The sequence below is a fragment of the Stenotrophomonas sp. 05L413 genome, assembly GCF_056397945.1.
On the sequence record NZ_JBFTOL010000004.1, the window covers coordinates 466,843 to 488,100 of the forward strand.

Genomic DNA, 21,258 nt, shown 5'->3' on the forward strand with positions numbered 1-21,258 from the left:
CAGCATGCTGCGGCCAGGATCAGATGCCAACACCCATGAGCCCGTGGGCAGTGCGTCATTGAAGGTTTCACCGGAAACTTCTGTCGCGACGTCCTGCACTGGACATGAAATCGCATGGAATAGGAATATACAAAAATAGAAGCACGGCACATTTCGTTTTTGTTAAGTGTGTGTCAACTATCGTTCCGCCCCGGTTTGCGGCGCCAGTAATGGCTTCACTGATTTCGCGATTTAGTTTTTCGCATCGCTTCATGTGCGCTTGCCGGTCGTGCGGCGCAGTTTTCCATCGGCCACGTGTCGATTGGCTTTCAGAGAGGTTGATTCATGAAGTTTCTCACTATCCCGGCAGCCCTTGCCGCGACATTGCTTGTGTCTGGTTGCACAACCAGCAGCTGGATCCAGGCGGCCGGTGGCGTGATGCAGGCAAAGGATGACTATGACAAGCAGGCGCGCAACCAGCGCATCCGCGACGCCAACGCGGCGGCAGCGCGTGCGCGCCGGCAGTGAGCGCCGCCCCCATGACCAAGACGATCCTGCTGGCGTGTGGTGTCTGCGCGGGTCTGTCCGCATGCATGCCCAGCGTTCTTCAATATGACCGCGGCAATCCGGTCGTGATCAGTTCCCTGCAGCAGGGGGCGACCCGCGAGTCAGTCCTGAGCGCCGCGGGACGGCCGCTGGATGCAATGGTGGTGCCCGGCATCAACGGCGTCTGCTACAACTATCTCCTGCGCAACCGCGGCAACACCTCGCCCTACTATGTGGTCTTCAACGCGCAGGGGCGTGTCGTCAACGCAGGCTATATCGCCTGCGAGAAGGCTCTCGCCGCGGGGTACCTGGATTCCAGTGAGCCAATCAAGCCGCGCTACTGATTGAACGACAACGCGATGCGCACGCGCGTCATCGCAACAGCGATGGCGCCTGGTCGATACGCCACGCGCCATTCAACGCGAGCACCACCGCGAACGTTCCGCACAGCAACACGTCGGCCTCGTTGTTCTCGCGCAGGTAGCGATCCGCCCCCGGCAGCATGAGTACCTCCACCTCGCCGATGAAGTCATGCCGCTCGTGATGCCGGGCGCGCACCATCACGCGATACGGCCCGCGAAGTGTGCGCACTACCGGCCGGCTGCCTGCGGCCCGTGTCGCCTTGATCAGATCGATCACGTTCCCGCGCGGCATGCGCCAAACGATGCGCTCGGGTTGGCCGAACCACTCCAGCGCTTTCGCCTCGCGGGTGTGCAGGGCGCGCGTGGGTGGCATGCGACCTAATGCCAGTGCTGCGCGGCGGCTGCGCAACGCACTCCACAGCATGCTGCCCACGATGAACAGCGCGGCGGCCATCAGGTACACGAACACCAGCCCGAACCACGGTGAGCTGTTGGGGATACCGAACAGCATGGCAAAGAAGATGAGCAGCATCACCCCCGTGATCCACTCGACCGTGTTGTTTCTTGTCGCCATGCCGGATCCCTTGAGTCACCCCGCAACACCCGGGGAGCCGGCCATTCTGACCCGGCAGGGGGCGCTCGTCAGCGGTTGGGTGACTTCTTTCGCAGGCTGAGGACGACGATGGCGATCACCGCTGCGATGGCGACCGGGATGAGCATCAAGCCGCCGATGATGATCCAGTGGTAGATACTGAAACTGCCCATATGTAAGACCTTCCGCTGGTTGCTTCAATCCTACTATCTTTGTCCGTAGGCGGCATCGGGAACTGGGTGCTGGAGCCCATAAGCCGGAAAGAACGCTCGCACAGCGCCTTTGGACCCCTATGCCATCCGGCACGTGGCCGGCGCCGCGTCTGCCTGCTAGAAAGGCTGTCACGGACTTCCCCGGGGGTGATGCATGAAGCAACGCGTGTTGTCGGCCTGCGTGATGGCCCTGACCCCGTTCTGCGCCCAGGCGCAGATCGACCTGGCGAACCTGGACAAGGACATGGTCGGCCCACGCACCGACGTCCTCGTGCTGGGCAGCGTCCACCTCAGCGAGCACGAGGCCTTCGATCCCAAAGCACTGTATCCGCTGCTGGACAGGCTCGCAGCCTTCAAGCCCGGCTACATCACCATCGAAGCCATCAGCGGCGAGCAGTGTGACCTGGCCAAGCGCCATGCGGCGGTCTACGGCGATGACTACTGCGCCAGCACGGAGACCGCGAAGACCGCTACGGGGCTGGATGTGCCTGCCGCGATCGTGCAGGTCAACAAGACGTTCGCAACCTGGCCGGCGTCGCCCACGCCTGCGCAGCGTCGCCAACTGGCCGCCCTGTTCCTTGCCGCTGGCGAACGGGCGTCTGCGTACGTGCAGTGGCTGCAGCTGCCCGTGGCCGAGCGACGCGTGGGCGATGGCCTGGATGGCACCCTGGTCGAGCTGCTCAAGCAGATTCAAGCGCGCAAGAACGAGAGCTACCAGATCGCCGCGGTCCTGGCCGCGCGGCTCGGCCTGCAGCGCGTGTACGCGGTCGACGACCATACCGGTGACAATCATCAGATCGCGGACCGCAAGGCGTTCAGCGCGGCGCTCCAGCAGGCGTGGAGTGGGTATGGCCCCACGTTCGATGCCATGACGGAACGCGAAGCGGCCTTCATCGCGTCCAACGATCTGCTCTCGCTGTATCGCAGCGTCAATGAGCCCGCGGCGCTGCAGGTGCTCGCCGAGTCCAACGTGCGCTCGACGCTGGCCGCCGTGTCACCGCAGCACTACCCCCAGATCTGGGTGCAGGGCTGGGAGATCCGCAATCTGCGCATGGTCGCCAACATTCTCGAGGTCGTGCGTGACCACCCCGGTTCCCGGGTCCTCTCCATCGTCGGCGCGTCTCACAAGCCGTGGTTCGATGGCTGGCTGGGGCAGGTCTCGGGGGTGGATATCGTGGATGCACAGGACGTTCTCAAGGAGTAGGAGGGCACCGCCCGCGGCCCCCTCCACGCTGCCTCAGAACCGATAGCCGATTTGCGCACCGACGATGCGCGGGCGGTCGATGGGACCGTAGTAGTTGCCGTCACGGCCGAACGCCAGGTTGTCGAAGATCAACCCGTTGATGCGCCGCTTGTTGGTCAGGTTGTCGACGTACACGCGCGTGCTCCACGGCCCGGTTTCGTAGCCGAGCTGTACGCCGAGGATGGCCACCGCCGGTTGGTAGGCGCGATTGCGTTCGTCCAGCGCCATGCGGCCATTGAACGAGGATTCCACGCGCGCGAACAGCCCGGAGCGGTGCTGGTAGCGTGCGGCAAGATACGCCGTGTACTGCGGAGTGAGTTTGACGTCGTTGCCCGCCAGACTCTCATTGACGCCGACGAACAGCTTGCGGTACTCGGCGTCGACGTAACCCGCATTTGCCATCAGCGTCAGGCCGGGCAGGACCTCCAGCGCGCCTTCCAGCTCCACACCGCGCGAGCGGATGGACGCATCCGAGCCCACATAGTCCGAGGAGATCGGCCGGCCGTTGGCATCGGTGGCCAGCTGGATCTCCTGCCAGTTGTCCGAGGTGATGTGGAACACCGCGCCACCGATATGCCCGCGCCCGTTGAGCACGTTCTTCTTGAAGCCGAGCTCGTGGCTCCACATCATTTCCGATTCGTAGCGCAGCACTTTGTCGTTGACCACGTCGCTCTGTGCGGCCGCCAGATTGAAGCCGCCCGGAATGTAGCCCTTGGCGGATGCGGCGTAGAACGAGAGCGTGTCGCTGGCGTCGTAGCGCAGTGAGACGCGCGGGAGCGTGGCGGTGAACGTATGTGCGAGTTCGGCATCGCGATAGAACACCAGCCCGCCCGGGCCAAGGTCGAGCGTGCCTTCACGCTGGCGGGTGGAACGCTTGGCCTGCTCATGGCGCAGACCGAGGCTGGCGGTCAGTTTCGGCAGCGAGGGTGGGGTGTAGCTGGCGGTGCCGAACACGCTGTAGTCCTGGCCATCCGAGCCCTGCAGCGGTGCGAGGTCATAGCTGCCCAGGCCGCGCAACGGCGGGCCGACCAGCGTGCCCAGGATGGAGTCCTTGTGGTGCCGGTAGGTGGAGATGCCGGCGATGTAGGTCAGCGCTTGATCGCTGGGGGAGCTGAAACGCAGTTCGCCGTTCCAGCTGTGCTGCTTGTCGTAGATGCGGCCGGCCAGCGCGGGCGTCGCAGTCATGTCGAAATCGTAGCCGGCGGAGGTGTCTTCCTCCTGGCGATATGACAATGCCGCATCCAGGGTGCCGCGGGACAACTGCCATTGCGCGCTGGTCCCGGCGACGGTTTCGTTCTTTGTGGTGCGCTTGGGCGCATCGTTGATGTAGGTGAAGTCACCGGTACGACGGCCGCCGTTGTAGAGATCGCCGTAGGTACGGTTGTAAAGGCCGACATCCAGCGGCAGGTACTCGTACTCGAACATCCCGGGTGCACGCGTGCCCAGGTGGTAGGCGATCGCGTTGATGGCCAGCGTATCGGTCGGCTCCCAGCGCAGTTTGCCCTGCAGATAGGTCTCCTTGACCTTGCCGTTGACACCGTTGAAGGGCGTGAGGTTCTTGAGGTGGCTGTCTTCATCCGAGGCCATGAACGCCACCGAGCCGAACAACCGGTCGCTGTTGCCCAGCGCGCCGCCGAGGAAACCATCCACGCTGCTGCCGTGGCCGTTGCCGAACGAGGTGACGCCGACATTGACCTCGCCCTCGGTGGTTGCCGACGGTGCACGCGTGCGCACCAGTACCAGGCCGGATTCGCTGTTGGCGCCGTAGAGCGTGCCCTGCGGCCCGCGCAGGATCTCCACCGACTCCACATGGTTCAACACCGCGTTGCTCAGCTCGCGGAACGGAATGCCATCGATATAGACCGAGGCCCGGTTGACCAGAAACGGGTTGGACTCGATGCCGCGGATGGAGATGAACATATCGCTGAGCTGACCCATCACGTTGAACTTCACGTTGGGGGCCAGCTTATCCAGGTCGCGGAACTCGGTGACGTGCGCTTCTTTGAGTGCTTCGCGGTTGAGCACGGTGACCGACATGTCGCTCTTGAGGTACGGGGTATCGCGTTTGCTGCCGGTCACCATGATGCCGTCCAGCTCGGTGGCCTTGGCGGCCGGGGTGGATTGGGCCTGGGCGGGCGCACTGGGCAGCAACTGAAGCGCGGCGAGCACGGCGCCGGCAAGTACAGCGTGTTTCACGAGGAGCCTCTGGGGTGGTGGCGCGCACCACGGTGATGGGGAGGAATCGCGAATGTTATTGTGTAACAATTAGGTGCCGCTGCTCCATTTCCGGAGCGGCCGCTCCAGAACGGGACACCCGATGACCTGCGCCTTTTCCTCACCAACGACTGCCGTGGCTGCACGCGTGGCGTCCGAAAGTGGCGGTCCGCTGGACGCGTGCGTGGGCAATGCCGACGGCTCGGTGCTGATGCTCCGCCATACGTTCGCCGCGGCGCAGGGCGCGATGGGTGAGGGCAGTGCGTTGCGCATCGGGCTGCTCACTGCCGGCGGCGGCACCCTGTATCAGCGCACGGCGCTCGGACGCATCGCGCAGCCTTGGCGCGCAGGCGCGTTCAATGTGGTGTTGCCGGACTGCCCAGGCGAATTCCGCAGCCCAGCGCTGGCGCTGCTGGGCCTGGCCATCGACGCACGGCATCTGCAGGGGCACGACGTGCGCGCGGAGCAGCTGCATCGCGCAGCATCGGCGCTGCATGGGGACCCGGTGATCGCCTCGGTGATGGGGGCGTTGTGGCACTGCGCCGAAGCACATGCCGGTTCTGCCGCGTTCTTTGAGCACGGTGTCGACCTGGTGCTGAAGCGGTTGGCCGGGCTGCCGGTTGCGGCGCCCGCGACGCGACGCGCGCTTTCACCGACGCACCTCAAGCGCGTGCAGGAACTGATCGATGCCCATCTCGGCGACGATCTGGGCGTTGCCCGCATGGCGCAGGAAGTCGGGCAGGAGGCCAGCGGATTCAGCCGCGGCTTCCGGATCGCAACCGGCATGACGCCTTACGCGTACCTCACGTGGCGCCGGATGGAGGCGGCCAAGCCGATGCTGCTGGCCGGCCGCAGCGTCACCGAGGTCGCCTTGGCGATGGGCTATGCCAACCCCGGCAAGTTCGCCGCGGCGTTCCGGCGGGTGACCGGGCAGGCACCGTCGCGCTGGGCAGGCAACGCGCGAGGTGAACTGGCGGCCCGTGTTTGAGACCGTCGGAGGACTGCGCTATCCTGCGCGCCGCTTCCGCTGCCCCGGCAGGACCCCTGTGATGACGCCACCCTGAAACCGCGTTGACAACGCGCTGGCCGTTCGGCCGGCTCAGGGAGTGCCTTGTCTTCATCACACAACGCGCCGTGCGCATCGCCGGTGCGTGGAGTCTGTCCATGTCTGTGTCCTACCCGCTGCGCCAGCAATGGCTCGGCAATATCCGCGGTGATCTGCTGTCCGGCGCCGTGGTTGCCCTCGCGCTGATTCCCGAAGCGATCGCCTTTTCCATCATTGCCGGGGTCGACCCCAAGGTTGGCCTGTACGCCTCGTTCTGCATCGCGGTGGTCACCGCCATCGCCGGTGGCCGGCCGGGCATGATCTCCGCCGCCACCGGCGCGATGGCGCTGGTGATGGTCGATCTGGTCCGCGACCACGGCCTGCAGTACCTGTTGGCTGCGACGATCCTGGCCGGACTGCTGCAGATCGTCGCCGGCGCGCTCAAGCTCGGTGCACTCATGCGCTTCGTCTCGCGCTCGGTGATCACCGGCTTCGTCAACGCGTTGGCCATCCTGATTTTCCTGGCGCAGTTGCCCGAGCTGATCGGGATGCCATGGACGGTGTACGCCGTGTGCGCGGCCGGTCTGGCGATCATCTATCTGCTGCCGCTGCTGACCCGGGCGGTGCCCTCACCGCTGGTGGCGATCGTGGTGCTGACCGCGCTGTCGATCTGGCTGGGCCTGGACATCCGCACCGTCGGCGACATGGGTGCGCTGCCGGACAGCCTGCCGACCTTCCTGCTCCCCGATGTGCCGCTCACCTGGGAGACCCTGCGCATCCTGCTGCCGGTCTCGGCCACGCTGGCGGTCGTCGGTTTGCTGGAGTCGATGATGACCGCGCAGATTGTGGAAGACATGACCGACACCCCCAGCCAACGCAACCGTGAGTGCGCCGGGCAGGGCCTGGCCAACATCACCGCCGGGCTGTTCGGCGGCATGGGCGGCTGCGCGATGATCGGGCAGTCGGTGATCAATGTGTCCTCCGGCGGCCGTGGCCGGTTGTCCTGCCTGGTGGCGGGCGTGCTGTTGCTGCTGCTGGTGGTCTACGGCGCGGATTGGGTCCGGCAGATTCCGATGGCCGCGCTGGTCGCGGTGATGATCATGGTCAGCATCGGCACCTTCCACTGGCGCTCGTTCGCCGAGTTCCGGCTGCATCCGAAAAGCTCCTCGGTGGTGATGCTGGGCACGGTGGTCGTCACCGTGGCCACGCACGATCTGGCCAAGGGGGTGCTGACCGGCGTGCTGCTGTCGGCGCTGTTCTTCGCCCGCAAGGTGGGCCGGATGCTGGACATTGCCGACGCCGACACGGCCGACGGTACCCGTGTCTACACAGTCAGCGGGCAGGTGTTCTTCGCCTCGGCCGGGCAGTTCGCGGCGGCCTTCGATCTGCTGCACGTGCCCGCGCGCGTGGTGATCGATCTGACCGATGCGCACTTCTGGGACCTCAGCGCGGTGGGCGCGCTGGAGCGGGTGACCGGCAAACTGCGCGCACGCGGAGCGCAGGTGGAGGTGGTCGGACTCAACGCGGCCAGCCAGACACTGGTGGAGCGGCTGGGGCGCGGCGAGCGTGGTGCGGGCGTTCACTGAACACGGTCAGGAAGCCGCGCTAAACATCGCGCCCATGACGCCGTTATCCAGCTGAGTCCCTTCTCTGGGCCGGTGCCGTCACGGTGCGGGCAGGCGGTATCTCCACAGAGCAGGGCGGTGGCACCGTGGCGTACGACGCGGTGACCCCCAGCACAGGACCAGCCCTCCCGGGAGTGGCGGCGGGCGCCTGCGCCGATCCGACGTTGCATCGATCCCTGCTGGCCGCGCCGTGATTGCACCGCGTGCGTGCCGGCCCGCAATGGACTGCGTGTTTCCGTGGCGGCGCGTGACTGCGTCCGCCGGTATGCCCTTTTTCCGGAACCGCCCCCATGCCCGTGTCCCGCCCCACTGCTTCCACGCGCCCTGGCAGCATCGCCAACCGACTGATGCTGGGTACGGCGTTGATCGCCATGCTCTGCTTCGGTGTCACCGCTGCCATCAGCTACCGCGAAGCCAGTGCCTCGCTGGTGGATGCCTCCCGCCACACCATGCAGAGCGAGGCCCAGGCCGAAGCCCTGCGGGTAAGCGGTGATCTCTCCAGTGCTTTCGCCACCAGCCAGGCGCTGGCGCAGAACCTGCTGGTGCAGCGCGCTGCGGGAACGCTGTCGCGGGCGACGGTGTCTGCGGTGATCCACCAGCAGGTGCAGGTGCACCCGGAATGGGTGGGCTTCGGCACGTTGTGGGAACCCGACGCCTTCGATGGCAAGGATGCCGAGTTCGTCGGCGCCGAGGCACACGATGACACCGGCCGGTTCATGAGCTACTGGGCCTGGCACGACGGCGCGCCGATGCAGGATGCGCTCACCGGCTATGACGTGCCCGGCGATGGCGACTGGTATCTCAAGCCGAAGGCGCTCAAGCGGCAGACCGTGGCCGAACCGTATACCTATGAAGTCGGCGGCCAGAAAGTGCTGATGACCACGCTGTCCACCCCGGTGATCGACCAAGGGACGTTCGTTGGTGCGGTGACGGTGGACTTCGCGCTGGCCGCATTGCAGAAGCACCTGGCCGCGCTGCGCCCCATGGAGGAAGGCCATGTGGAACTGATCTCGCCCGGCGGCATCGTGCTGGCCGCGAAGGACGCCAGCGAGATCGGCAAGCGTCGCGAGGATGCGCTGACCACGCAGGTACTGGCGGCGGTCAAGGCAGACAAGACCTTTGATGCCTTCGAGCCGGATGCGGCAGGCAACGTGAAAACCTACGTGCCGCTGCGCATCGGCGGCAGCGAAGAGCATTTCGCGCTGGGYGTGRTSGTGCCGCATGCGSTGATCAYYGCGCAGGCMCGYGMGCTGCTGTGGATCATCCTGGCCGTTGGTCTGGGTGCGGCACTGGTACTCAGCGGCAGCGTGTACGTGCTGCTGCGCCGTCAGGCGATCCGTCCGTTGGCCGATGCCGTCCGCCTGTCCGCAGAGGTGGCCGAGGGGCGTCTGGATACACCGCTGCCGCCCGCGCGTAATGACGAAGTCGGCCGCCTGCTCGAATCGATGCAACGCATGCGCAGCCAGCTGCGCGCGGTGATGGCCGCGCAGGGTGAGATGGCCCAGCGACATGAGGGGGGCGAGCTGAGCTACCGCATGGACGCGCAGACCTTCCCGGGCGAGTACGGCAAGATGGTGGAAGACACCAACCAGCTGGTGGGCGCCAACATCGCGGTCACGCGTCGCCTGGTCGAAGTGATGCAGCGCTACGCGGTCGGTGACCTGAGCCCGGACATGGACCGCCTGCCCGGCGAGCAGGCCGCCTTTACTGCTGCAATGGATACCACCAAGGCCAACCTGCGCGCCATCAATACCCAGATCGGGGATCTGGCCGGGGCGGCGGCGGTGGGTGATTTCAGCCAGCGTGGCGATGTGGTGCGCTTTGACCACGACTTCCGCGCGATGGTCGAAAACCTCAACACCATGATGCAGGTCAGCGATGACAACCTGCAGCAGATTTCCGCGCTGCTGCGTGCCATTGCCGCGGGTGATCTCACGGCGCGCATGCGCGGTGAGTTCCATGGCGTGTTCGCGCGGATGCGTGACGATGCCGATACCACGGTAGCGCAGTTGACCGACATCGTCGGCCGCATCCAGCAGGCCACCGGCAGCATCAACCTCGCCGCCGGCGAGATTGCCGCAGGCAACAGCGACCTGTCGCGCCGCACCGAGCAGCAGGCTGCCAGCCTGGAAGAGACCGCCGCATCGATGGAAGAACTCACCTCCACGGTTCGCCAGAATGCAGACCACGCGGTGCAGGCCAACCAGCTCGCCGCCGGCGCTGCCGAGGTGGCTTCGCAGGGCGGTGTGGTGGTCGGCCAGGTGGTGACCACCATGGCGGGCATCGAGGCCTCGTCCAAGCGCATTGCCGAGATCATCTCGGTGATCGACGGCATCGCGTTCCAGACCAACATCCTGGCGCTGAACGCTGCGGTGGAAGCCGCCCGTGCCGGCGAACAGGGCCGGGGGTTCGCGGTGGTGGCCACCGAAGTGCGCGCACTGGCGCAGCGCTCCGCCGGGGCGGCCAAGGAGATCAAGACCTTGATCGACGACTCGGTCACCCAGGTCAGCGCGGGCTCGGCCCTGGTGCAGACCGCCGGCCGTACGATGGAAGAGATCGTCACCGGCGTGCGCCGGGTCAACGACATCATGGCCGAGATCTCGGCAGCCTCGAAGGAACAGTCCGCCGGTATCGAACAGGTCAACCAGACCATCACCCAGATGGACGAGACTACCCAGCAGAATGCCGCGCTGGTGGAGGAAGCGACGGCGGCCGCGCGCGCGATGGAAGAGCAGGCGCAGCAGCTGGGCACGGCGGTGGCGATCTTCCGCCTGCAGGCCAGTGCGGCGGCGGCGGGCACGCCGGCGCGTCGTGCCACCCCCGCGCGGACCGCTGCGCGCGTGCCTGCGGCGGCAGTGGTCGGCGAGGACTGGCAGACCTTCTGATCCGGACCGGCGCGCCGGCGCCGACGGCGCGCCGGCAGGGCCGGTTCACCCGGTGCTCACCGCCGGGCGTTGGTAATCGGCGCTATTCTGTTTGCCGATGGTGAGCACATGACCTCTCGTTCCGACCGGCTCGGCCTGACCGCGTTGACTGCCCTGGTGGTCGGATCGATGATCGGCGCCGGCATTTTCTCGCTGCCACAGAACATCGCGCGCAGCGCCGGCCCGGGTGTGGCCTTGATCGGCTGGATGATCAGCGGCCTGGGCATGTTGATGCTGGCCTTCGTGTTCCAGAACCTGGCCAACCGCAAGCCCGAGCTGGATACCGGTATCTATGCGTACGCGCGCGCCGGGTTCGGCGATTACATCGGCTTTTCCGCGGCGTGGGGCTACTGGGTCTGCTCGCTGCTCGGCAATGTCAGCTACTTCGTGCTGATCTTCAGCGGCCTGGGCTATTTCGTGCCGGCCTTCGGCGAGGGCAATACCTGGCAGGCGGTGGCATGCGCCTCCGTGCTGCTGTGGGCGATGCACGCAATGATCCTGCGTGGCATCCGCCAGGCGGCCCTGGTCAATGCGGTCGTCACTGTCGCCAAGATCGTGCCCATCGTGGTGTTTCTGATCATCGCCGCCGTGGGCTTCAAGGCCGATATCTTCACCGGCGAGTTCTGGGGCACGGCGGAACTGGGCAGCCTGGGTGAGCAGCTGCGGGGCATGATGCTGATCACGGTCTGGGTGTTCATCGGCATCGAGGGTGCCAGCATCTACTCGCGGCGCGCGGCCAAGCGTTCGGATGTCGGGCGCGCGACGATCATCGGGTTTGTGTGCGTGCTCGCGCTGCTGATGCTGGTCAATCTGCTGTCGATGGGCGTACTGCGCCAGGAGGCGCTGGCACAGGCGCGCAATCCCTCGATGGCCTTCGTGCTGGAGGCCATCGTCGGGCCCTGGGGCGCCACGTTGATCATCATCGGCATGATCGTCTCGGTGCTGGGGGCATTGCTGGCATGGGTGCTGCTGTGCGCCGAAGTGCTGTACGCGGCAGCGGGGGATGGCACGATGCCGGCGTTCCTCGGGCGCGAGAACGCACGGCAGGTGCCCGCCAACGCGCTGTGGCTCACCAACGGGCTGATCCAGCTGTTTCTGATCATCACCCTGTTCAGTGCAGGCACCTATACCAGCCTGGTGCTGCTGGGGGCATCGATGAGCCTGGTGCCGTATCTGTTCTCGGCCGGTTACGGTGCATTGCTGGCGCTGCGCGGGGAAACCTATGGCGGACAGCCCGGGCTGCGGGTCCGCGATCTGCTGGTGGCCGGTCTGGCCACGGTATACGCGCTGTGGCTGGTCTATGCCGGTGGGCTGTCACAGGTGCTGCTGTCGGTGTTGCTGTACGCCCCGGGCATTGCCATGTTCGCGGCCGCCAAGCACCAGCATGGGCAGCAGCTGTTCACCCGGGCCGAGCAGGTGATCGTGGCGGCCGTGATCGTCGTTGCCGGCTGGGCGGCGTGGGGCCTCTACCAGGGTCATCTGCACCTGGCATGACCGCGCCGGATCGGCTCAGCCTTCCCGGTTGCCGCGCGCCACCAGTTCGGTCAGCAGATCGATCTGCTGTTGTTGCTGTTGCAGGACCTGCAGCAGGATCTGGTTGCTGACCGTATCGACCTTCTCGTGCAATGCCATGATCTCCAGTTCGGCCTTGAGGTTCACTTCGTAATCGTAGCTGGCCATGCGCCGGTCTTTTTCCGCCTGGCGGTTCTGGCTCATCATGATCACGGGCGCCTGGAGCGCGGCCAGCATCGACAGCATCAGGTTGAGGAAGATGTAAGGGTAAGGATCGAACGCGGTCGCACCGAGCACCTCGGTGTTGAGCACCACCCAGATCAGCAGGGCTGCGCCGAACAGCAGGATGAAGCGCCACGAGCCGCCGAACCGCGCGACCTGGTCGGCCAGCCGTTCGCCGAAGGTGGATTGCTCGGCCAGGCGCTGGTTGGGATCGTCGATGACCGCCTGGCGGCCGATGACGCGCTTGGCGATTGCGTCCAGGTCATGGGTCTGGCGGCCCAGCCACCGGGCGGCCTTTTCCAGTCGTTCGCTGTTGGGATGCGTGGACATTGCGGACTCCGGCGGACAGGTGCGGGCAGGTGCGGGCAGGGTGATCCGCGGTGGGAGAACGCATGGTGATGATGTGGCTGCTTCACGCTCCGCCGGAGGCTGCCGGTGCTGTCTGGAAACCGCGACGCCCCAGCCGCAGCGCCAGATGGACCAGCACGATCAACACCGGCACCTCCACCAGCGGCCCGATCACGGCGGCGAACGCGACCGGTGAACCCAGCCCGAAGGCGGCAATCGCTACGGCGATGGCCAGTTCGAAGTTGTTGCCGGTCGCGGTGAAGGCGATGGCGGTGGTGCGCGGATAGTCGCGTGCGATCCAGCGGCCCATGAAGAAGCTCAGCAGGAACTGTACGAAGAAGTAGATCGTCAGCGGGATGGCGATGCGTACCGCATCCAGCGGAATGCGCACCAGATCGCCGCCCTTGAGGCTGAACATCGCCACGATGGTGAACAGCAGTGCGATCAAGGTGACCGGGCTGATGGCGGGCAGGAAGCGCGTTTCATACCAGTCAGCCCCGCGCACCCGCAGCAGCAGCCATCGCCCGAGATAGCCGGCCGCGAAGGGAATGCCCAGATACACCAGCACCGCGCCGGCGATGGTCCACGTGCTGACATCGATCACGCTGCGCTGCAGCCCGAACAACGGCGGCAGCACGGTCAGGAACAGCCACGCATAGACGCTGAAGAAGGCGATCTGGAACAGCGAGTTGAACGCGACCAGGCCGGCCACGTACTGATTGTCCCCGCGCGCGAGCTGGTTCCACACCAGCACCATCGCGATGCAGCGGGCCAGGCCGATCAGGATCAGCCCGGTCATGTACTCCGGCCGGTCGTGCAGGAACAGTGCGGCCAGCGCGAACATCAGCACCGGCCCCACCACCCAGTTCTGCAGCAGCGACAGCGCCAGCACGCGCTTGTCGGCAAAGACGGCGGGCAGCGCCTCGTACTTCACCTTGGCCAGGGGCGGGTACATCATCAGGATCAGGCCGGCGGCGATCGGCAGGTTGGTGCCGCCGATGGTCATGGCGTCCAGCGCGGCGGGCAGGCCGTCGAACAGGGTGCCCAGGGCCACGCCAACCGCCATCGCCGCGAAGATCCACAGGGTGAGCCAGCGGTCCAGGAAGGACAGGCGTGGCGTGGCAGGTGTCGTCATCGCGATGGGCCCGGCAACCAACGGATCAGCACGACGGCGCGCATGGGCCAGCGGAACCGCAGTCCGCCTCGCCGGCGCAGCAGTTCTCGGTGAGGTAGCCGATCAGGCCGTTCATCGCCTCGAAGTCGGCGCGGTAGCAGATGCTGCGCCCACGCGGCTCCGCGCTGACCAGACCGGCCGCGCTCAGTTCCTTGAGGTGGAAGGACAGCGTGGCACCGGGCAGGCCGAGGTCGGCGGCGATTTCCCCGGGCAGGCGGCCACCCCGGCCGGCCTGGACCAGCAGGCGGAAAACGCTCAGGCGGGTGGTATGCCCGAGGGCGGCCAGGGCGTGGGTTGCAGTTTTATGTTCCATGTTTCTAGAATAGTCGAACAATTAAGCCGGAGCAACCTCATGTCCTTGCTGCCCAACCTGACCTGTGCGGCGGTCGATCTCCCGGATCCCAGCCGGTTCGCCGGGCCCGCCAGTGCCCACCCGCCCCGGAACCTGGTGCTGTATGGATCGCTGCGTCCCCAGTCCTACAGCCGCCTGTTGGCCAGGGAAGTCGAGCGCTTGCTGCAGCACCTGGGCGCCGAGGTCCGTCTGTTTGACCCACACGGACTGCCGCTGGCCGATGCGGTGGACGCCGATCACCCCACGGTCCAGCAGCTTCGCGCCTGGTCGCAGTGGTCCGAAGGCCAGGTCTGGATCAGCCCGGAGCGCCACGGCACCCTCAGCGCCGTGTTCAAGAACCAGATCGATTGGCTGCCGTTGTCCGAAGGCAGCGTACGCCCCACCCAGGGCCGCACCCTGGCGGTGATGCAGGTGTGTGGCGGCTCGCAGTCCTTCAACGTGGTCAACGCATTGCGGGTGCTCGGGCGCTGGATGCGGATGGTGACGATCCCCAACCAGTCTTCGGTCGCCAAGGCCTGGCAGGAGTTCGATGCGCAGGGGCGGATGAAACCCTCGGCGTACTACGACCGTGTCGTGGATGTAGTGGAGGAGCTGGTCAAGTTCACCCTGCTGGTCCGTGACAACAGCGATTACCTCACCGACCGCTACAGCGAGCGCAAGGACGACGCGCAGGCGGCGCAGCTGGCCCGCGATGCCGGCGTGGTGGAGCCGGCCGCGACGCTGCCGCTTGCCGGGGGAGACCGCGCATGAAGGCCGTGATCTATCACAACCCGGCCTGCGCGACCTCGCGCAATGTGCTCGCGCTGATGCGCCATGCCGGCGTGGCGCCGGAGGTGGTGGAGTACCTGCGCACCCCGCCGGATCGCGAGCGTCTGATCGCACTGATCGCCGCTGCCGGCCTGCAGGTCCGCGATGCGCTTCGCCAGAAAGGCACCCCGTATGCCGCACTGGGCCTGGCCGATCCAACGCTGGACGACACCCGACTGCTGGATGCGATGCTGGCCCATCCGATCCTGATCAACCGGCCGTTCGTGCAGACCGAACTGGGGGTGCGCCTGGCGCGGCCCTCGGAGACCGTGCTGGAGATCCTGCCGCCGGTGCAGGCGCCGTTCCGCAAGGAAGATGGCGAGGTGGTGATCGACGCCCACGGCCGACGCGCCACAAAAAAGCCCGGTCAATGACCGGGCTCTTATCCACGCCTGCGTGCTGCCTTACCAGCGCATGCCGGCGAAGGGGTTCCAGCTGGTATCGCCCTTTACCTTTTCAAGGTAGTACGAATAGTTGGTGGTCAACGCGATCAGCACCGACCAGGCCACACCGATCGCACGGCCGACCACGTCCGGCAGGAAGGCCACGACGACCATCAGCACCAGGGTGATGCCCAGGATGGTCAGCGCCTTGCGCCACATGCCCAGGATCAGCAGGTAGATCCAGCTGAAGAACAGGGCGAAGAAGTTGAAGTTGACCTTGATCTTCTGGCCGAACGGCAGCGTCTTGTACGCGGCCTTGAAGGTTGGCGAATTGGGGGCGCCGTGCTGTTCGAAGAAGTTGAAGCGGAACTGCCACTTGGGGCTGTAGGGGGAAGCAGTGTTGGAATCCATATCCGAATCGTGTGTTGAAAACGATTACATGATAGCCGCAAGCTCTTGATCCGCGCCAATTTTTCGACGCTCTACATGCCGCCTGTCAGGGACTGCGCGGACCGTCACACATTCGTCCCGGTTTTCCGATAGGGTGCGCAATCCGCGCGGCAGGAAGCCCCGTGGGTAATGAGAAGTCAACGAGATGCCAGACCATGTCCATTGATGTGATGACCCCCGAGCGCCCGCAAGCAGGGCCGCAGATCACCCCGTGCCCGGTTGCCACCCAGGCGCAACACCTGCTCGCCCAGCTGCAGTTTTCGCAGGTGAGCGCGCGCGCGCTGTCGCGCCCGCCGGTAGAGACCGACCTGGCCATCGCCGCCACCGCCGCCTGAGCCGCTGCCGCGCCTGTCAACGCTGCCGGCCCGACCCCCTCCAGGGCAGAAAAACTGCGCACCACCGGCGCCGCCTGATCCTGCGCAGGCGATGAGGACCGGTCGCGTTGCAGTAGGGGGCTGATCGGCGCCGCCAGCAAGCTGAATGGGCAGAAGCCCATGGCACAGGGCCTGCGCGCCCTTGGCCGCGAGGGGGCCTCCACTTGTCTCGATCCAAAAGCTGAATGCGGAGAAATCCCCGCGCCGCCCTTCGCGCGCACCTTACAATTCGCGCCCTAGACTGAGCCGCATTTTTCGTCTCAAGCGGTTTGGAGAGTTCGTGGGTTCCGGTAGTCACAGACATACGCTGCGTGCCGGTCTCCGGCCCGCGCCGACAGGACGCATGCGTGCCATCGTGTACGCCGGGCTCAGGATGCCCCTTTCCACACTTGGCACCCCCGGCCTGGCACGCCCTGCACAGGGACACCGCGCATGAGTACCCAGACCCTGAACGCCCCGCTGGACGCCGGCCGGGCGACGTTGCCGGCCGAGTCGCCGTTGCCGATGCCTGAGCAGTCCCTGCGCGAAGGGCAGCTGCAGGTGCCGCGCCAGCGCACCTCACCGCGGATGATCGGGCTGCGTCGTTTCTACATCCTGGGCGGTACCGCGGCGATGACCGCCGCCGCCAGCCGGATGATGTGGAAGGTGCTCGCCGTCAATGGCATCAGTGTGCTGGAAGCCTGCCTGCTGGTGCTGTTCGTGGGCCTGTTCGCCTGGATCGCGTTGTCCTTCGCCGGGGCCGTGGCCGGTTTCCTGACCGCGGTATTCGATCGGGGCTACAAGCTCGGCATCGATCCGGACGCGCCGCTGCCGACCGTGCATACGCGCACCGCGCTGCTGATGCCCACCTACAACGAAGATCCACGCCGGTTGCTGGCCGGGTTGCAGGCGATCTATGAGTCGGTGGCCGAGACCGGCCAGCTGGCGAATTTCGATTTCTACGTGCTCAGCGATACCCGGCGCGATGACATCGGGCAGGCCGAGGAAGCGGCCTTCCACGCCTTGTGCGATGCGGTCGGTGGCCATGACCGCATCTTCTACCGTCGCCGCGGCGACAACAGTGGACGCAAGGCCGGCAACATCGCCGATTGGGTCCGCCGTTTCGGCGGTGCCTACCCGCAGATGCTGATCCTGGACGCCGACAGCCTGATGACCGGCGACACCATCGTGCGCCTGGTCGCGGGCATGGAACACAACCCGGATGTCGGTCTGATCCAGACCCTGCCGGCGGTGGTCGGTGGGCGCACCCTGTTTGCCCGCATGCAGCAGTTCGGCGGGCGCGTATACGGCCCGGTGATCGGCCGCGGCGTGGCGTGGTGGCATGGCGCGGAGAGCAACTATTGGGGCCACAACGCGATCATCCGCACCCAGGCCTTCGCCGAGCAGGCCGGCCTGCCGTCGCTGCCGGGCAAGGAGCCGTTTGGTGGGCACGTGCTCAGCCACGATTTCGTCGAGGCCGCGCTGATGCGCCGTGGCGGCTGGGCCACCCACATGGTGCCCTACCTGAAAGGCAGCTATGAGGAAGGCCCGCCGACCCTGACCGATCTGCTGGTCCGCGACCGCCGCTGGTGCCAGGGCAACCTGCAGCACGCCAAGGTGGTTGGTTCCAAGGGCCTGCACTGGGTCAGCCGGATGCACATGCTGGTCGGCATCGGGCATTACTTCACCGCGCCGATGTGGGCGATGCTGATGCTGATCGGCATCGCGATTCCGCTGTTCCAGGGCGGCATCGACCTCAATGAAGTGCTGCATCTCTCGCCCGGTGTCTACTGGCGCCACCAGGATGAGACCCAGGTGATCCGCATGTTCGCGATCACCATGGTGGTGCTGCTCTCGCCCAAGGTACTGGGCTACCTGGCGATGCTGCTGGAGCCGGTCGAACGCCGTGGCTGCGGTGGCACGATCCGCGCCTTCATTTCGATGCTGCTGGAGACCATCCTCGCCGCGCTGATGGCACCGGTGGTGATGTACGTGCAGTCGCGCGGTGTGGCTGAGGTGCTGGCCGGCAAGGACTCGGGCTGGGACGCGCAGCAGCGCGATGATGGCGGCGTGTCCTGGCTGGCGCTGGCGCGTGGCTACGGCGGGCTGAGTGTGTTCGGCCTGTTCATGGGCGCGCTGGCCTACGCGGTCTCGCCCTCGCTGGCCGCATGGATGGCACCGGTGGTGATCGGCATGGTGCTGGCGATTCCGGTGGTGGGCTTCACCTCCTCGCGCACCGCTGGCGTCTGGATGCACCGGCTGGGCCTGATGGAAATCCCGGAAGAATCGGCACCGCCCAAGGTGCTGGTGCGCGCGGCCGAGCTGCGCCGTGCTGCGGCCGAGGCACATCCCGCCGGCTGATCACGGCAATCCAGGTATCGCCGCCCCATTGCCGCGGGCCGCGGTCATAATGCGGCTTGAACGTACTGGAGCCGCCTGATGCTGGATACCGTGGAAAACGAAACCGGCGCCGACCCGCAGTGGTCGGTGCTGTGGCTGCATGGCCTGGGTGCCGACGGCCATGACTTCGCCCCGATCGTGCCCGAACTGGTGCGCCCGCACTGGCCGGCGATCCGCTTCGTGTTCCCGCATGCGCCGGTGCAGCCGATCACGATCAACAACGGCGTGCCGATGCGCGCCTGGTATGACATCGTCAGCATGGATTTCCGTTCGCGCGCGGACAGCGCCGGCGTGGACGCCTCGATCGTGGAACTGGAGCTGCTGATCGAGCGCGAGGTCGCCCGCGGCATTCCGGCCGAACGCATCCTGCTGGCCGGCTTCTCGCAGGGCGGGGCGGTGATCCTCAGTGCACTGCTGCGTCGCACCCGTCCGCTGGCCGGGCTGATCGCACTGTCCACCTATCTGCCGGATCCGGCCAAGGCAGCTTCCGCGCGCGTGGCCGATGCCATCAGCGTGCCGGTGTTCATGGCCCATGGCACCCAGGATCCGGTGATCCCGGTGGCGATCGCCGAGCACACCGCGCAGACGCTGAGCGCGCTCGGCCTGCCGGTGCAGTGGCACACCTACACGATGGCCCACCAGGTCTGCGCCGAGGAACTGCAGGCGCTGGGCGACTGGCTCGAGGCGCGCTTCGCCGCCTGACGCCATGAGCGACCCGCGCCAGCAGTCCTGGTTGCCCGAGCTGTGCCGCCTGCCGCGGCTGGCGGCGATGCTGGGGTTGGCCGAGCTGGTGGTCGTCGTGGTGGCGCTGGCCCCCGATGGCAGTCGCCACTGGACGCTGCCGGACTTCCTGTCCGCCAGCGGCTTCGCGTTGTGGCTGGCGCTGGCAGTGACGGTCAGCCTGTGCAGCGTGCGCGCGGTGCTCTCGCGCTTGCCCGAAGTGCCGGGCATGGTGCTGGTGGTGCTGATGACCGGGCTGATCGCCGGTGCGTGCGCGGCGATCGTGCATGCGCTGTACGGCGTGCTCGGCGGCAGCAGCTTTGCCCAGGCGGTCGGCTTCTGGCGGTTCACGTTGGGCAGTGCGGCGATGACCGCGCTGATCACTGCCTTGGCGCTGCGCTACTTCTACGTCAGCGACCGCGGCAGCGCGCAGATGCTGGCCAACGCACGGGCCCAGGCGGATGCATTGCAGGCGCGGATCCGGCCGCACTTCCTGTTCAACAGCATGAACCTGATCGCCAGCCTGCTGCGGCGTGATCCGGACGTGGCCGAGCGCGCGGTGCTGGATCTGTCCGATCTGTTCCGCGCAGCCCTCGGTGCCGGCGATGGCGATTCCACCCTGCAGGCCGAGTGCGAACTGGCCGAGCGCTATCTTTCGATCGAATCGCTACGGCTGGGCGAACGGCTGAAAGTGATCTGGCTGCGCGACGAGCCGCTGCCCTGGTCGTTGCCGATGCCGCGGCTGGTACTGCAGCCGCTGGTCGAAAATGCCGTGCTGCATGGCATCTCGCGGGTGCCCGCCGGTGGCACGATCGTGCTGGCACTGTCCAGTGACGGCACGAATCTGCGCATCCGCGTGCGTAACCCGGCACCGGACCCGGCCACGCGCGGGCTGCCGCTCCTGCAGGGCGCCGGGCATGCACAACGCAACATCGCCCATCGCCTGGCCTGGCGCTTCGGCCCGGCCGCGCGGATGACGGGGGCGTGGGCCGACGGCTACTATGCTTGCGAAATCACGGTCCCGGTCCAGTGAGGAAACTGTCTTGAAGGTGGTGATCGCCGACGACGAACCGCTGGCCCGCGAGCGCCTGCGCTCCCTGCTCGCTGACCAGGCCGGCATCGAGGTGGTGGCCGAGGCCGAGAACGGCGAACAGGCGCTGCACGCCTGCGCCGAGCTGCAACCGGACCTGGTCCTGCTCGACATCGCCATGCCCGGCCTGGACGGGCTGGAAGCCGCGCGCCATCTGGCCACCTTCGAGCCACGCCCGGCGGTGGTGTTCTGCACCGCGTACGACGCGCATGCGCTGTCCGCCTTCGAGGCAGCCGCGATCGACTACCTGATGAAGCCGGTGCGCCCCGAGCGCCTGGCGGCCGCGCTGGAGCGTGCGCGCACCTTCCTCGCCGGCCGCAGTGGCCCGGCGACCCCCGCCAGCCAGCAGGCGCGTACCCTGCTGTGCGCACGCCTGCGCGGCAGCCTGCGGCTGATCCCGGTCGAGGACATCCACTACCTGCAGGCCGAAGAAAAATACGTCGTGGTGCATCACGCCCGCGGCGAAGACCTGCTGGAGGAGTCGCTGAAGTCGCTGGAAGAGGAATTCGGCAACCGCTTCGTGCGCATCCACCGCAATTGCCTGGTCGCCCGGCACGAACTGGTCGAGCTGCGACGAAATGGCGCAGGCCAGGTCCAGGCGGTATTGCGGCATGGCCACGGGCCGCTGGAAGTCAGCCGCCGTTGCGTGGCCAGCCTGAAGCAGGACCTCAAGTACCTGTAGGCGGGGCTGTGCGCGACCGTTGG

General features: G+C 66.5%; 21 protein-coding genes. 14 read left to right on the forward strand and 7 right to left on the reverse strand.

The window, feature by feature from the left end; genetic code table 11:
- Positions 1–324 precede the first annotated feature (324 nt).
- Both AC1DIQ_RS11265 and AC1DIQ_RS11270 read left to right on the forward strand, forming a co-directional pair.
- Positions 325–507 carry a hypothetical protein gene (locus tag AC1DIQ_RS11265; RefSeq protein WP_070471869.1) on the forward strand — a complete coding sequence of 61 codons (183 nt, stop codon included), beginning with the start codon at positions 325–327 and terminating at the stop codon, positions 505–507.
- Between the two features lie 11 nt (positions 508–518).
- Positions 519–869 carry a hypothetical protein gene (locus AC1DIQ_RS11270; protein WP_478050049.1) on the forward strand — a complete coding sequence of 117 codons (351 nt, stop codon included), beginning with the start codon at positions 519–521 and terminating at the stop codon, positions 867–869.
- A gap of 28 nt (positions 870–897) precedes the next feature.
- Here the strand turns inward: AC1DIQ_RS11270 and AC1DIQ_RS11275 are convergent, their stop codons facing one another.
- Both AC1DIQ_RS11275 and AC1DIQ_RS11280 read right to left on the reverse strand, forming a co-directional pair.
- Positions 898–1,422, reverse strand: coding sequence for a hypothetical protein (locus AC1DIQ_RS11275; RefSeq protein ID WP_478050050.1), 525 nt, complete (start codon positions 1,420–1,422; stop codon positions 898–900).
- Between the two features lie 107 nt (positions 1,423–1,529).
- Complete coding sequence (locus AC1DIQ_RS11280) at positions 1,530–1,652, reverse strand: Sec-independent protein translocase family protein (RefSeq protein WP_259462124.1); 123 nt, start codon at positions 1,650–1,652, stop codon at positions 1,530–1,532.
- Between the two features lie 193 nt (positions 1,653–1,845).
- Here AC1DIQ_RS11280 and AC1DIQ_RS11285 point away from each other — a divergent pair, with 193 nt between their 5' ends.
- Complete coding sequence (locus tag AC1DIQ_RS11285) at positions 1,846–2,895, forward strand: DUF5694 domain-containing protein (RefSeq protein WP_478050051.1); 1,050 nt, start codon at positions 1,846–1,848, stop codon at positions 2,893–2,895.
- 33 nt (positions 2,896–2,928) lie between these two features.
- Here the strand turns inward: AC1DIQ_RS11285 and AC1DIQ_RS11290 are convergent, their stop codons facing one another.
- On the reverse strand, positions 2,929–5,130 hold the full coding sequence (locus AC1DIQ_RS11290; RefSeq protein ID WP_478050052.1) for a TonB-dependent receptor: 2,202 nt from the start codon (positions 5,128–5,130) through the stop codon (positions 2,929–2,931).
- A 73-nt stretch (positions 5,131–5,203) separates the two neighbouring features.
- On the opposite strand from AC1DIQ_RS11290, the gene AC1DIQ_RS11295 reads away from it, so the two are divergent.
- The 4 genes from AC1DIQ_RS11295 (at position 5,204) to arcD (ending at position 12,236) form a co-directional block, all read left to right on the forward strand.
- Positions 5,204–6,136, forward strand: a complete 933-nt coding sequence (locus tag AC1DIQ_RS11295; RefSeq protein WP_152151069.1) for a helix-turn-helix domain-containing protein — start codon at positions 5,204–5,206, stop codon at positions 6,134–6,136.
- Positions 6,137–6,312: 176 nt separating this feature from the next.
- Positions 6,313–7,779 (forward strand): SulP family inorganic anion transporter, encoded by a 1,467-nt coding sequence (locus AC1DIQ_RS11300; RefSeq protein ID WP_478050053.1) that lies wholly within the window; start codon positions 6,313–6,315, stop codon positions 7,777–7,779.
- Between the two features lie 329 nt (positions 7,780–8,108).
- Positions 8,109–10,703: a methyl-accepting chemotaxis protein gene (locus AC1DIQ_RS11305; RefSeq protein WP_478050054.1), complete on the forward strand. Its 2,595-nt coding sequence runs from the start codon at positions 8,109–8,111 to the stop codon at positions 10,701–10,703.
- Positions 10,704–10,811: 108 nt separating this feature from the next.
- Entirely contained in the window at positions 10,812–12,236 is a 1,425-nt protein-coding gene (gene arcD, locus AC1DIQ_RS11310; protein ID WP_121040133.1) for an arginine-ornithine antiporter, read from the forward strand.
- Between the two features lie 15 nt (positions 12,237–12,251).
- Here arcD and AC1DIQ_RS11315 read toward each other — a convergent pair whose 3' ends face one another.
- The 3 genes from AC1DIQ_RS11315 to AC1DIQ_RS11325 all read right to left on the reverse strand — a co-directional run bounded on the left by AC1DIQ_RS11315 (position 12,252) and on the right by AC1DIQ_RS11325 (position 14,311).
- Positions 12,252–12,806, reverse strand: coding sequence for a DUF1003 domain-containing protein (locus AC1DIQ_RS11315; RefSeq protein WP_121040131.1), 555 nt, complete (start codon positions 12,804–12,806; stop codon positions 12,252–12,254).
- Between the two features lie 82 nt (positions 12,807–12,888).
- Positions 12,889–13,959: an ACR3 family arsenite efflux transporter gene (gene arsB / locus AC1DIQ_RS11320; protein WP_478050055.1), complete on the reverse strand. Its 1,071-nt coding sequence runs from the start codon at positions 13,957–13,959 to the stop codon at positions 12,889–12,891.
- 25 nt (positions 13,960–13,984) lie between these two features.
- On the reverse strand, positions 13,985–14,311 hold the full coding sequence (locus AC1DIQ_RS11325; protein ID WP_121040127.1) for an ArsR/SmtB family transcription factor: 327 nt from the start codon (positions 14,309–14,311) through the stop codon (positions 13,985–13,987).
- Positions 14,312–14,350: 39 nt separating this feature from the next.
- Here AC1DIQ_RS11325 and arsH point away from each other — a divergent pair, with 39 nt between their 5' ends.
- Together arsH and arsC are read left to right on the forward strand one after the other, a co-directional pair.
- Positions 14,351–15,100 carry an arsenical resistance protein ArsH gene (gene arsH, locus AC1DIQ_RS11330; protein WP_478050056.1) on the forward strand — a complete coding sequence of 250 codons (750 nt, stop codon included), beginning with the start codon at positions 14,351–14,353 and terminating at the stop codon, positions 15,098–15,100.
- Positions 15,097–15,531, forward strand: a complete 435-nt coding sequence (gene arsC / locus AC1DIQ_RS11335) for an arsenate reductase (glutaredoxin) (protein WP_461769535.1) — start codon at positions 15,097–15,099, stop codon at positions 15,529–15,531. The genes arsH and arsC overlap by 4 nt, the downstream gene beginning before the upstream one ends.
- A 30-nt stretch (positions 15,532–15,561) precedes the next feature.
- Here arsC and AC1DIQ_RS11340 read toward each other — a convergent pair whose 3' ends face one another.
- Positions 15,562–15,951 (reverse strand): DUF2628 domain-containing protein, encoded by a 390-nt coding sequence (locus tag AC1DIQ_RS11340; RefSeq protein WP_088433745.1) that lies wholly within the window; start codon positions 15,949–15,951, stop codon positions 15,562–15,564.
- Between the two features lie 194 nt (positions 15,952–16,145).
- Here AC1DIQ_RS11340 and AC1DIQ_RS11345 point away from each other — a divergent pair, with 194 nt between their 5' ends.
- The 5 genes from AC1DIQ_RS11345 to AC1DIQ_RS11365 all read left to right on the forward strand — a co-directional run bounded on the left by AC1DIQ_RS11345 (position 16,146) and on the right by AC1DIQ_RS11365 (position 21,235).
- Positions 16,146–16,325, forward strand: coding sequence for a hypothetical protein (locus tag AC1DIQ_RS11345; RefSeq protein ID WP_478050057.1), 180 nt, complete (start codon positions 16,146–16,148; stop codon positions 16,323–16,325).
- A gap of 471 nt (positions 16,326–16,796) precedes the next feature.
- The gene (mdoH, locus tag AC1DIQ_RS11350) at positions 16,797–18,704 is read left to right on the forward strand and encodes a glucans biosynthesis glucosyltransferase MdoH (protein ID WP_121040119.1); all 1,908 of its coding nucleotides are present in this window, start codon (positions 16,797–16,799) and stop codon (positions 18,702–18,704) included.
- A gap of 75 nt (positions 18,705–18,779) precedes the next feature.
- The gene (locus tag AC1DIQ_RS11355) at positions 18,780–19,445 is read left to right on the forward strand and encodes an alpha/beta hydrolase (RefSeq protein WP_183073762.1); all 666 of its coding nucleotides are present in this window, start codon (positions 18,780–18,782) and stop codon (positions 19,443–19,445) included.
- A 4-nt stretch (positions 19,446–19,449) separates the two neighbouring features.
- Positions 19,450–20,496 carry a sensor histidine kinase gene (locus AC1DIQ_RS11360; RefSeq protein ID WP_121040115.1) on the forward strand — a complete coding sequence of 349 codons (1,047 nt, stop codon included), beginning with the start codon at positions 19,450–19,452 and terminating at the stop codon, positions 20,494–20,496.
- A 10-nt stretch (positions 20,497–20,506) separates the two neighbouring features.
- Entirely contained in the window at positions 20,507–21,235 is a 729-nt protein-coding gene (locus AC1DIQ_RS11365; RefSeq protein WP_121040113.1) for a LytR/AlgR family response regulator transcription factor, read from the forward strand.
- Positions 21,236–21,258: the final 23 nt, after the last annotated feature.